The 12485-nt window shown below is 39.6% G+C and carries 14 protein-coding genes; all 14 read left to right on the top strand.

All coding sequences use genetic code 11. From position 1 onward, the window contains the following. The first annotated feature begins 24 nt into the window (after positions 1-24). Positions 25-2217 carry a S8 family serine peptidase gene (locus tag MMB68_RS19195; RefSeq protein WP_277549253.1) on the top strand — a complete coding sequence of 731 codons (2193 nt, stop codon included), beginning with the start codon at positions 25-27 and terminating at the stop codon, positions 2215-2217. A gap of 297 nt (positions 2218-2514) precedes the next feature. Then, positions 2515-2736 (top strand): AtpZ/AtpI family protein, encoded by a 222-nt coding sequence (locus tag MMB68_RS19190; protein ID WP_013059807.1) that lies wholly within the window; start codon positions 2515-2517, stop codon positions 2734-2736. Between the two features lie 6 nt (positions 2737-2742). Further along, positions 2743-3114 carry an ATP synthase subunit I gene (locus MMB68_RS19185; protein ID WP_013059806.1) on the top strand — a complete coding sequence of 124 codons (372 nt, stop codon included), beginning with the start codon at positions 2743-2745 and terminating at the stop codon, positions 3112-3114. 18 nt (positions 3115-3132) lie between these two features. Further along, entirely contained in the window at positions 3133-3843 is a 711-nt protein-coding gene (gene atpB, locus MMB68_RS19180; protein ID WP_013059805.1) for a F0F1 ATP synthase subunit A, read from the top strand. Positions 3844-3933: 90 nt separating this feature from the next. Beyond that, complete coding sequence (gene atpE, locus MMB68_RS19175) at positions 3934-4146, top strand: F0F1 ATP synthase subunit C (protein WP_013059804.1); 213 nt, start codon at positions 3934-3936, stop codon at positions 4144-4146. Between the two features lie 102 nt (positions 4147-4248). Further along, a complete protein-coding gene (locus tag MMB68_RS19170; protein ID WP_013085463.1) occupies positions 4249-4767 on the top strand; it encodes a F0F1 ATP synthase subunit B in 519 nt (172 codons plus the stop codon). After that, positions 4764-5309, top strand: a complete 546-nt coding sequence (locus MMB68_RS19165) for a F0F1 ATP synthase subunit delta (protein ID WP_028411987.1) — start codon at positions 4764-4766, stop codon at positions 5307-5309. Before MMB68_RS19170 ends, MMB68_RS19165 begins: the two co-directional genes overlap by 4 nt. A gap of 15 nt (positions 5310-5324) precedes the next feature. Then, a complete protein-coding gene (gene atpA / locus MMB68_RS19160; RefSeq protein WP_013085461.1) occupies positions 5325-6833 on the top strand; it encodes a F0F1 ATP synthase subunit alpha in 1509 nt (502 codons plus the stop codon). 105 nt (positions 6834-6938) lie between these two features. Then, positions 6939-7796: a F0F1 ATP synthase subunit gamma gene (locus tag MMB68_RS19155; RefSeq protein WP_013059800.1), complete on the top strand. Its 858-nt coding sequence runs from the start codon at positions 6939-6941 to the stop codon at positions 7794-7796. Positions 7797-7832: 36 nt separating this feature from the next. Then, a complete protein-coding gene (gene atpD, locus MMB68_RS19150; RefSeq protein WP_013059799.1) occupies positions 7833-9254 on the top strand; it encodes a F0F1 ATP synthase subunit beta in 1422 nt (473 codons plus the stop codon). 26 nt (positions 9255-9280) lie between these two features. Beyond that, positions 9281-9685 (top strand): F0F1 ATP synthase subunit epsilon, encoded by a 405-nt coding sequence (locus MMB68_RS19145; RefSeq protein WP_028411988.1) that lies wholly within the window; start codon positions 9281-9283, stop codon positions 9683-9685. Between the two features lie 274 nt (positions 9686-9959). Continuing rightward, positions 9960-10196, top strand: coding sequence for a DUF1146 family protein (locus MMB68_RS19140; protein WP_013059797.1), 237 nt, complete (start codon positions 9960-9962; stop codon positions 10194-10196). Positions 10197-10356: 160 nt separating this feature from the next. Next, complete coding sequence (locus MMB68_RS19135; RefSeq protein ID WP_028411989.1) at positions 10357-11097, top strand: YwmB family TATA-box binding protein; 741 nt, start codon at positions 10357-10359, stop codon at positions 11095-11097. Positions 11098-11128: 31 nt separating this feature from the next. Beyond that, positions 11129-12433 (top strand): UDP-N-acetylglucosamine 1-carboxyvinyltransferase, encoded by a 1305-nt coding sequence (murA, locus tag MMB68_RS19130; RefSeq protein ID WP_028411990.1) that lies wholly within the window; start codon positions 11129-11131, stop codon positions 12431-12433. Positions 12434-12485 lie beyond the last annotated feature (52 nt).

The following is a 12485-nucleotide window of genomic DNA, read 5'->3' as shown; positions in this document are numbered from 1 at the left end:
CGATAGTGTGAGAGGTGTTTTTTTATGTGGATTAAATGGTTAATGATTAGCTTTATATTGGGAAGTGGAGGAGGGCAAATGTCGCTCAATCCGACATTTCCTTCTATAAAACAAGAAATGAATCATCAGGAAAAATCAATCATTGTGATGATTAAAAAAGAAAAATTCACGAAATTTAAAAGTCAGCTACAAAAAAATTATCCTAATATAAAGATTAAGAGCGAATTTCACACAGTGTTTACAGGACTTTCATTAAACGGCTCCATCTCGGATTTGGAAAAACTATCTCAGAATCCATCTATTATTAGTTCACATTCTATTAAAAACTATCAGGTTACAGAAGAAAATAGCGTAACGTTCATTGGCTCAGAACAGGTAAGAGGCTTGTTTGATACTCACAATCAGCGCTTAACAGGAAAAGGGATCAAAGTAGGCGTTATCGATACGGGGGTTGATTATTCTCACCCTGATTTAAAACAAACCTACAGAGGGGGTTACGATGTAATAGATGAAGATTATGAGCCGATGGAAACCACTCGTGAGCAAGGAGAACCGACTCTGCACGGTACTCATGTAGCTGGTATTATTGCAGCGAATGGGAATATTAAAGGCGTAGCACCCCAAGCGGAAATCTATGCATACCGAGCTCTTGGACCTGGAGGAGCTGGAACGTCTGAAAGTGTTATTCTAGCTATCGAAAAAGCAATTCAAGATGATGTAGATATTATTAATTTATCATTGGGAAATGATGTGAATGGCCCTGATTTACCAACAAGCTTAGCGTTAGATCGAGCTGTTGAAAAAGGAATTGTAACGGTTACATCCAGCGGCAATTCAGGTCCAGGTTTATGGACCGTGGGCTCTCCAGGTACAGCGGGAAAAGCTATTTCTGTTGGCGCTTCTGTTTCCCCGACAACAGTTCAATTTCTAACAATCGGATTTAATAAAGACAAAATTATGATGGCGCCAGTAGAAGGGTCTCGTCCATGGACGTTTAATCAAACGCTGCGTGTAATAAATGAACAATACTCCAAAGAGCAAAAGCATGCGTTGGGTAACGTCATTTTGCTAAAAGCAGAAGGAAATGCGGTTGAAAAAAAGATTAAACAAGCTGAACAGGCTGGAGCAAAAGCTGTTCTTTTATATAGCCCGACTGAAAAAAGCATAATCGGTAAACTACAAGAGTCAGTAAATATTCCAGTGATATGGGTAAGTAAAAAAAGCGGTGATACCATTAATCAACACATTCAGTCTCAACAGCCATACTTACGCACTGGCAAGCAAGTGGTGCAAGACTTGCTCACATCTTTCAGTTCAAGAGGGCCTGTAACGACTACTTGGGGAATCAAGCCGGACGTCGTCGCACCTGGTTACTTCATTAATAGTACAGTTCCTGGGGGATATGAACGCATGCATGGAACAAGTATGGCTGCGCCCCATGTAACTGGAGCGTGCGCTCTTATTTTACAAGCTCACCCCAACTGGTCTCCTGAACAAGTCAAAGCTTCATTGATGAACACAAGTAAAGTAATGCAGCAGCTAAATGGCCAAACGTATCGTGTATATGAACAAGGAGCCGGGAGAATTCAAATAGCAAAAGCTGTCACAGCAGACTCTTTATTTTATCCATCTTCTTTATCTTTCGGTATTTTTACGCGCCCATCAAAGAAAGTCTTATCATTTAAAATTGATAACCAGTCTGATAAAGCAAAAACGTATCGCTTAAACGTTCCAAAAAGGGATGAAGGAGTGAACTGGGATGTTCCATTACCCGTCACAGTGCAGCCCCATCAGACAAAAGAAATAGCTGTCACTTTATCGGTGCAGCCCCGTTTTAAAAATAAAGGTATATATGACGGATATTTGGAAATAAATGATTCACGTGAAACATTTTCGCTTCCTTATATGTACATGGTTAGCATTCCAGATTATCCTCGTGTCATGGGATTGCAAGTAGCAGCGGAAAAAGAGAAAAATACGTATAGCTATGAACTGTTTTTGCCTGAAGGAGCAGATCAGTTAGGCGTTGCTCTTTTTGATAAGCAGTCTTTACAGTTTGTATCGTATTTAGATGTTGACGTTGATGTAGAAAGAGGCATGAGAAAACGAAAAATAACGATTGATGAATCGCTTGTACCAGGGTCGTACCAAATATTTGCATTTGTGAAAAAGCATAGACAAGAGCAGGTTGTACACAGTACAATAACGATTGAATGAACCTCTTTAAATGTTTTCATTTGAAGAGGTTTTATGTGTGGCAGAAATGTGAACAATAAGAAGAGATTGTGAAGTTTTTAGCTTAAACACATTGACATTAAATATACGCTATTGTATGCTTACAGGGAATATAAATGATAAGGTTTTCAACCTGTGAAAACCGTTGATATTTCTGCGTATTTTATTAGCTGTTTTTACCTTTTTTAGCAATTTTTTTTGCCTTTCTATCATATATTGAGCTATAAAAACGATAGAGAATTCGGAAAAAAGAAAATTTTGCAAAAGGGGTATGAGCTTATGAAAGATCGCAACCGTCATCCTTTGCAAGCGATGGCATTAGTGTCAATCATTCTATCACAGTTAGCAGGTTCAGTCTTAATTGGCTTATTCTCTGGAAGATGGGCTGATCAATGGCTTGACACCGAACCACTATTTTTGATTTTAGGCCTTCTTTTAGGGCTAGCAGCAGGTGTTTTTATGATGCTGCGGACAGTCCACCATTTTTTTTCAGGAGATTAATAATTCATGCAGGATTTGCAGCACGTTTTTCCAAGACTTCGTTCATACATATTGTATTTGTTAGCATTATACGTTCTCGGCTGGGGATTTACAAGTTATAAGGCTGTTTTTGCAGGTTTAATTTTAGGAACCGCCCTGAGTTTGTATAATTTGTGGAACTTAGTAAGAAAGTTTGAGCAGTTTGGACAGGCGTTGGATGAGGGGAAAAAGCCCCGTTCAATTGGGACTGTTGTAAGATTTGCAACAGCTGCTCTCGCAGTTGTGATTACCATCTCTTATCCAAAAACCTTTCATATTATTAGTGTAGTTGTGGGATTAATGACGTATTATGTTGTCATTATCATAGATTTAGTTGTTCAAAATATGCGTAGAAGATAGAAAGAGAGGTGAACACAGTTGGGTCATGAATCACCAACTATAGAGTTTCTAGGCCTTACTTTTAGTCAAAGTAACTTGCTTATGGTTACCGTAGCTTCTGTTATTGTATTCTTAATTGCAGTTTTATGTACTCGTACTCTTGCTATGAAGCCAAGCGGTGCACAAAACTTTATTGAATGGGTCTTAGATTTTGTTAAAGGACTCGTTAATAGCAATATGGATTGGAAAACAGGTGGCCGCTTTTTGACGCTAGGTGTAACTTTACTTATGTACATTTTTGTGTCAAATATGTTGGGTCTTCCATTTGCCATCGTGATTGACCATAACTTATGGTGGAAATCGCCAACCGCTGATCCAGCAATTACGCTGACGTTAGCCGTTATGGTAGTTGTACTATCACATTATTATGGTATTAAAATGCGAGGTTTCTCTGCATACACGAAAGATTACTTCAAGCCAATGGCATTTTTATTCCCGCTTAAGATTATCGAGGAGTTTGCCAATACGTTAACGCTTGGCCTTCGTCTTTACGGTAATATTTATGCTGGGGAAATTTTGTTAAGCTTGCTAGCTGGTTTAGCAACAACAGGCTTCCTAGGTACAATTGGAGCTGCTATCCCAATGCTTTTATGGCAAGGATTCAGTATTTTTGTAGGCGCAATTCAGGCCTTCATTTTCACAATGTTAACGATGGTTTATTTATCTCACAAAGTGAGTAGCGACCATTAATTTATAAAGCTTTGTTCAAGTAATACCCAATTTGGACAAAACAAAACTTAGTTAAACAAAATCATATATATTAAGGGAGGACTTTATAAAATGGGTTTAATAGCATCTGCAATTGCGATTGGTTTAGCGGCACTAGGTGCTGGTATTGGTAACGGTCTTATCGTTTCTAAGACGATTGAAGGCACAGCTCGCCAACCAGAAGCACGTGGTACATTAACTTCAATGATGTTCGTTGGGGTTGCCTTAGTTGAGGCGCTTCCAATTATCGCCGTAGTTATTGCATTCATGGTACAAGGTAAATAATAATGTGTTACATGTGGCGAAGATCATTCAAAAGAACCTTCGCCATTACTTTATGTCTTTAAGAAGTAAATTATATATGTGGAGTCTCTGAAGGGAGTGAACATGGCCGTGTCGAACATGTTTGTGTTAGGAGCAGCAGGCATTAATGGTGGAGATATTCTTTTCCAATTAGTGATGTTCCTTATCCTACTTGCGTTACTTCAAAAATTCGCGTTTGGTCCTGTAATGGGAATCATGAAAAAACGTGAAGAGCATATTGCCGGTGAGATTGATGAAGCAGAAAAGCAAAATGAGGAAGCGAAGAAGCTTGTTGAAGAGCAGCGTGAAATCTTAAAGCAATCTCGTCAAGAAGTGCAAGTAATGATGGAAAACGCTAGAAAGTCTGCAGAAGATAAAAAAGAAGAAATCATTGCAGCAGCACGCGAAGAGTCTGAGCGTCTAAAAGCTGCAGCAAAACAAGAAATCGAACAGCAAAAAGATCAAGCAGTTGCTGCGTTACGTGAGCAAGTTGCTTCATTATCTGTTTTAATTGCGTCGAAAGTTATTGAAAAAGAACTTTCTGAACAAGATCAAGAGAAGTTAATTCATGAATATATCCAAGAAGTAGGGGATGTACGATGAGTCAACCAGCTGTAGCCAAGCGCTATGCACTAGCTCTTTTTCAATTAGCAACAGAAAAACAGATGATCGATGAAATGCAAGACCAGCTACAAATCGTTGAAGAGGTGTTTGCTAAAACACCTGAATTAATGGATGTATTAACTCATCCAAAAATTACAATTGAGCGAAAAAAACAGTTTGTAAGTGAGGCATTTGCTGAACTTTCACCAACTGTTCAACATACGGTTCTTCTATTATTAGAGCGTCACCGCATTCAAATTGTTAGCCAAATGGTGCAAGAGTATCGTTTCCTAGCGAACGAAGTACGTGGCGTGGCAGACGCAACTGTTTATTCTGTCAAACCTTTAAGCGCAGATGAGAAACGAGCAATCTCGCAATCATTTGCTTCAAAAGTTGGAAAACATACGTTAAATATTTCAAATGTAGTAGATAAAAGCCTAATCGGCGGCGTGAAGCTTCGCATTGGTAATCGTATCTATGATGGCAGCATTAGCAGCAAATTAGAAACGATCCACCGAGGACTTCTTGCACACAGATCGTAGATAGGGGTGAAATTCATGAGCATCAAAGCTGAAGAAATTAGTGCGCTGATCAAGCAGCAAATTGAAAACTATCAGTCTGAGATTAAAGTGAGTGATGTAGGTACTGTTATCCAAGTTGGGGATGGTATCGCACGTGCTCATGGCCTCGACAATGTCATGGCTGGAGAACTGGTTGAATTTTCAAATGGTGTCATGGGAATGGCACAAAACTTAGAAGAAAACAATGTAGGTATCATTATTTTAGGACCATATACAGAAATTCGTGAAGGTGACGAAGTTCGCCGTACAGGACGCATCATGGAAGTTCCAGTAGGAGAGCAGTTAATCGGTCGTGTTGTTAACTCATTAGGTCAGCCAGTAGACGGCTTAGGCCCGGTAGAAACAACAAAAACACGTCCAATTGAAGGTGCTGCACCTGGCGTTATGGATCGTAAATCAGTACATGAGCCGCTTCAAACAGGTATCAAGGCGATTGACGCACTTGTGCCGATCGGCCGTGGACAGCGTGAGTTAATTATCGGTGACCGTCAAACGGGTAAAACATCGGTAGCAATCGATACAATCTTAAACCAAAAAGATCAAGATATGGTATGTATCTATGTAGCGATTGGCCAAAAAGAATCAACAGTTCGTAACGTAGTAGAGACATTACGTAAACACGGTGCTCTAGATTACACAATCGTTGTAACAGCATCAGCTTCACAACCAGCTCCACTATTATTCTTAGCACCATACGCTGGAGTAACAATGGGTGAAGAGTTTATGTATAACGGTAAGCACGTACTTGTTATTTACGATGACTTAACAAAACAAGCATCAGCTTATCGTGAACTTTCATTACTATTACGCCGTCCTCCAGGTCGTGAAGCGTACCCAGGGGATGTATTCTATCTGCACTCTCGTTTATTAGAGCGTGCGGCAAAGTTATCGGACGCAAAAGGTGGAGGTTCATTAACAGCTCTTCCATTTATTGAAACGCAAGCAGGAGACGTATCTGCTTATATCCCAACGAACGTAATTTCGATTACAGACGGACAAATTTTCTTACAGTCAGATCTATTCTTCTCAGGCGTACGTCCTGCGATTAATGCTGGTCTTTCTGTATCACGTGTAGGGGGATCTGCACAAATTAAAGCGATGAAAAAGGTAGCAGGTACACTGCGTCTAGACCTTGCATCTTATCGTGAGCTTGAATCGTTTGCTCAGTTCGGTTCTGATCTTGACCAAGCAACTCAAGCAAAATTAAATCGAGGAGCGCGTACAGTTGAAATCTTAAAACAAGGTTTACACAAACCGCTTCGCGTAGAAAAACAAGTAGCTGTGCTTTACGCATTAACAAAAGGCTTCTTAGATGATGTTCCAGTATCAGATATTACACGCTTTGAAGACGAGTACTTAACATGGTTAGAATCAAACCGTAAAGAAGTACTTGAATCAATCCGTACAACTGGTGGCCTTCCTGAAGCTGGCGTATTCGAATCAGCACTTGAAGAATTCAAGAAAACATTTATTGCATCTGAATAATATATTGTCAGCATGGTATGTTAAGACAATCTTTCAATAAGGTGAAGGTGAACATTTGTTCACCTTTCATACCACGTGATCTTCTAAAACAAGGTGGTGAAACCTTTGGCATCATTACGTGATATACAAACTCGAATCACATCGACGAAAAAAACGAGCCAGATTACGAAAGCAATGGAAATGGTTTCAGCTGCAAAGCTGAATAGAGCGGAACAAAATGCAAAATCGTTTGTTCCATATATGGAAAAAATTCAAGAGGTAGTCTCAAGTGTAGCCCTAGGCAGCAGAGGCGCTTCACATCCAATGTTAACTGCGCGCAGCGTGAAGAAGACTGGTTATATCGTAATCACTTCAGATCGCGGTCTAGCAGGAGCATATAACAGTAATATTTTGCGAAAAGTATCTCAAGCTATTGAAGAACGCCATCAATCACCTGATGAATACGGTGTGATTGCAATTGGACGAGTAGGGAGAGATTTCTTCGTAAAACGCGGTATTCCGGTTTTGCTTGAAATCACAGGCTTAGCAGATCAGCCAGCTTTTGCTGACATTCAAGGAATTGCTTCACAAACAGTTCAAATGTTTGCGGACGGTACGTTTGATGAACTTTACTTATACTACAATCACTTTATCAATACGATTTCACAAGAAGTGACGGAGAAGAAGCTATTGCCTCTAACAGATCTTCAACCTTCTGGTAAACTTGTTGGTTATGAATTTGAACCATCACAAGAAGAGATTTTAGAAGTATTACTTCCTCAGTATGCAGAGAGTTTAATTTACGGCGGCCTACTTGATGGAAAAGCAAGTGAGCATGCTGCTCGTATGACAGCGATGAAAAGTGCAACAGACAATGCAAAAGATCTTATCAATAATCTTACATTGTCATATAACCGTGCACGTCAAGCGGCAATTACCCAGGAAATTACGGAAATTGTTGGCGGAGCGGCAGCGTTAGAATAGAAAGTTTAATGGAAAAGCAAGTTAGGAGGGAACACGATGACAAAAGGACGCGTTACTCAAATCATGGGTCCAGTTGTAGACGTAAAGTTTGACAACGGACACCTTCCGGCAATTTATAACGCCCTTAAAATTTCACATAAACCGAGCAGTGCAAGTGAAGTTGCAATCGAATTAACATTAGAAGTTGCGATTCACTTAGGTGATAACACAGTTCGTACAGTAGCAATGTCATCCACTGACGGCTTAGTTCGTGGATTAGAAGTAGAAGATACAGGTGCAGCAATCTCAGTACCAGTTGGTGACGTTACGTTAGGTCGTGTATTTAACGTATTAGGTGAAAAAATCGACTTAGACGCCCCAATCGATGCAGGTGCACGTCGTGATCCGATCCACCGTCAAGCACCAAAGTTCGAAAATCTATCTACACAAGCTGAAATTCTTGAAACAGGTATTAAAGTAGTAGACTTATTAGCTCCTTACATTAAAGGTGGAAAAATCGGTCTATTCGGTGGTGCCGGTGTAGGTAAAACAGTATTAATTCAAGAGTTAATCAATAACATTGCTCAAGAGCACGGCGGTATTTCGGTATTCGCTGGTGTAGGTGAGCGTACGCGTGAAGGTAATGACTTATACCATGAAATGACAGACTCTGGTGTTATTAAGAAGACGGCTATGGTATTTGGACAAATGAATGAGCCGCCTGGTGCACGTCAGCGTGTTGCATTAACAGGATTAACAATGGCAGAATACTTCCGTGACGAACAAGGTCAAGACGTATTATTCTTTATCGATAATATCTTCCGTTTCACACAAGCGGGTTCAGAAGTATCAGCATTACTTGGCCGTATGCCATCAGCAGTAGGTTATCAGCCAACATTAGCGACAGAAATGGGTCAGCTTCAAGAGCGTATCACGTCAACAAGCGTAGGTTCTGTAACATCGATTCAAGCGATTTACGTACCAGCCGATGACTATACGGATCCAGCTCCAGCGACAACATTTGCTCACTTAGATGCAACAACAAACTTAGAGCGTAAATTATCAGAGATGGGTATTTACCCTGCGGTAGATCCATTAGCATCTACATCTCGCGCTTTATCTCCTGAAATTGTTGGAGAAGAGCACTATGCAATTGCGCGTCAAGTTCAACAAACGTTACAGCGTTATAAAGAGTTACAAGATATCATTGCAATCCTAGGTATGGATGAGTTATCTGATGAAGATAAACTTGTTGTACAACGTGCTCGTCGCGTTCAATTCTTCTTGTCTCAAAACTTCCACGTAGCAGAACAATTTACAGGTCAAAAAGGTTCTTATGTTCCTGTAAAAGAAACTGTTAAAGGATTTAAAGAGATCTTGGAAGGTAAATACGATCATTTACCTGAAGATGCGTTCCGTTTAGTTGGTCGCATTGAAGAAGTTATTGAAAATGCGAAACGTATGGGAGTAGAAGTTTAATTTAAGGGACATAGGAGGTTTTTTAAATGAAGACAATCCATGTCAGTGTAGTGACTCCTGATGGCCCAGTTTACGAATCAGAAGTGGAAATGGTAAGTACCCGAGCACAGAGCGGTGAGCTTGGTATTTTACATGGCCATATTCCGATGGTTGCTCCTTTACAAATTGGAGCCGTCCGCTTGAAGAAAGCAAGCAGTACAGAACTTGTGGCTGTTAGCGGAGGATTTCTTGAAGTAAGACCTGACAAAGTAACAATTCTTGCACAGGCTGCTGAAACAGCTGAAGCGATTGACGTAGCTCGTGCAGAAGAAGCGAAAAAGCGCGCTGAAATGCGCCTTGATAGCAAACAAGACGACGTTGATGTTAAGCGTGCTGAAATTGCCTTAAAACGGGCAGTCAATCGTTTAGATATTAGTCAACGTAAGTTCTAAAAAAAGCCCTCTCAAACGAATGAGAGGGCTTTTTTGCTCTATTATATAAAAGAGGAAGAGCAAATAGCATTCGTCTATGATTATATATTCTATTTAACTAAGCGTATCCGTCTTCTTTATTTTTCTTAATAATGGAAAAGGATCTTAAAATAGGGAATAAAATAAATGTTTTTCATGTTACCGTTTACGAATTTGCATAAGTGTGCTTTAATATGAAAAGAAGAGACGATGATCGTCTCTTCTTTTCATATGGTGTTTAAAAGGAGTGCTTTTATTGTTTGGAGGAATTGAGCAGCAAACGTTACTAACCATGATTTCACATTTGATTTTTATTGTGATTACTTGGTATGCTTTGCAAGGCTTTCAAATTGAAAAGCTGATGAAACCTAATCATGTGTTTCAAGCAAAATTAATGCTTATTTTATTGACCATTACTATTTCATCAACAGTAAGTAATTTCTTTTTGGATTATTTATTTTGGTCACAGCGCATTCCCTCATTTTTTCAATGATTGGCAGGCTATGAGTCTATGATAAAATAGACGTTCATTCGTTGAAGATATACGAATTTATACGCTAATGTATGTCGCTATGTCTAAATATGACGACCCTTTTCATGTATGTATCATCGCCTTCTGGAAAGACTGATGAGTACGGAGAGGGAGTGGCGAAATGTTTAAAAAAATTAGTGTCTTTTTGGCTATTTTCATTACTGGCTTATTCGTATATCATGGAAGTTATGTGAGCAATGCCCAAAACAATGAAACTACTATTGAGAAGATTGTTCACACCTTAAATAAGCAGCATGTTTCGTTAACTGAAGTATCGTTGTATGCAAGAGAAGAAGTAAAAGCTGTTACTGACCAAAAAACCTTTTATTCGCAAGCTGAAAGTATTAAAAGTAATTTTAGAGGTTTTAAATGGGAAGTGAAGAGGGAAAGAGACCTATGGAAAGCAATAGGTACACGCAAAAGTGAAGATGTGAACGAAGTCATTCTGTTAACTTATGCGATCGATGAACACAGCAATGCGTACATATCGTATCATGTAACGGGACAAGGTTTAAAAGAAAAAAATATGACCCATTTTCAAAATGTATTTCAGACAAATTATGAAAAAATTTTCCTGTCAGAACCCATAATTTTCTCTTGTGCAACAGGGGAAATCAATGATAAGATGGAAAGTGTTTTGTCTGTTGAAATTCAAGACCTATTACGAGCTTTCAATGCTAAACCAGTGGAATCTCTAGTGGAAGAGTCATTTACCTCTGTTTCAGCATATACTGGACTGTGGAAAGAAGCTCTTCAAACGAAAAAGCAGGAAATGAACTTACAAATTGCATTACGCAAGACAAGAATGGGCGGTCAAACAACCATAGTTGTTGGCACACCTATCATTACGTCTGAATATTAATATAGAGAAAATGGACGCGGAGGGGAATACCTTGGAAAAAATCATCGTCCGCGGTGGAAATAGATTAAGCGGTACAGTTAAAGTTGAAGGAGCAAAAAATGCCGTTTTACCTATTATCACTGCAACCTTATTAGCTAGTGAAGGAAAAACAATTCTAAATGATGTACCAGCTCTCTCCGATGTATTTACGATTGGCGAAGTTTTAAGACATCTGAATGCAGAAGTAGATTTTGAAACAAATCGTGTAGTTGTAGATGCATCAAGAGAGTTAAAAACAGATGCACCTTTTGAATATGTAAGAAAAATGCGCGCTTCAGTACTTGTAATGGGTCCTTTATTGGCGCGTATGGGTGAGGCTCGTGTAGCTTTACCTGGTGGATGTGCGATTGGATCAAGACCGATTGATCAGCACCTTAAAGGCTTTGAAGCAATGGGTGCTAAAGTTCAAGTAGGAAATGGTTTTATTGATGCAAAAGTTGAAGGAAGACTAAAAGGTGCTAAAATTTATTTAGACTTCCCAAGTGTAGGTGCCACAGAAAATATTATGATGGCAGCAGCATTAGCGGAAGGCACTACAATTATGGAAAACGTAGCAAAAGAACCTGAAATTGTCGACTTAGCAAACTTCTTAAACGCAATGGGCGCTAAAGTTCGCGGTGCAGGAACTGGTACGATCCGTATTGAAGGTGTTAATAAATTATATGGTGCAGAACATGCAATTATTCCAGATCGTATCGAAGCTGGAACATTCATGGTAGCAGCAGCTATTACAGGTGGAAACGTACTTGTACGCGGTGCAGTAGCAGAGCACATCAGTTCACTTGTTGCTAAAATGGAAGAAATGGGTGTTGAAATTACTGAAGAAGGCGACGGCTTACGTGTTGTAGGACCTGAAAAGCTAAAATCAGTAGATATTAAAACAATGCCTCATCCAGGGTTCCCTACGGATATGCAATCTCAAATGATGGCATTATTATTAGCAGCAGAAGGCACAAGTATGATTACAGAAACAGTTTTTGAAAACCGCTTTATGCACGTAGAAGAGTTTCGCCGCATGAACGCTGATATTAAAATTGAAGGACGCTCTGTTATTATTAACGGACCTTCTCAACTACAAGGCGCTGAAGTAGCAGCAACAGATCTTCGTGCAGCAGCAGCGTTAACATTAGCAGGACTTGTAGCAGACGGTTATACGCGTGTAACGGAATTAAAACACCTTGATCGTGGTTATGTAAATTTCCACAATAAATTAGCCGCTTTAGGCGCTGATATTGAACGTGTAAATGACGAAACAAAGCAGGTAGAACAAACTCAACAGGCTTCAGACGTCAAGTAAATATGTCATAAAAAAGCATCTCATAGCGAGATGCTTTTTTTGTCGTTGGACG

Source organism: Priestia sp. Y58 (assembly GCF_029522095.1).
Lineage (GTDB): Bacteria > Bacillota > Bacilli > Bacillales > Bacillaceae_H > Priestia > Priestia megaterium_E.
The sequence above is the reverse complement of the archived record's forward strand: the minus strand, read 5'-3'. Positions and strand labels throughout refer to the sequence as shown.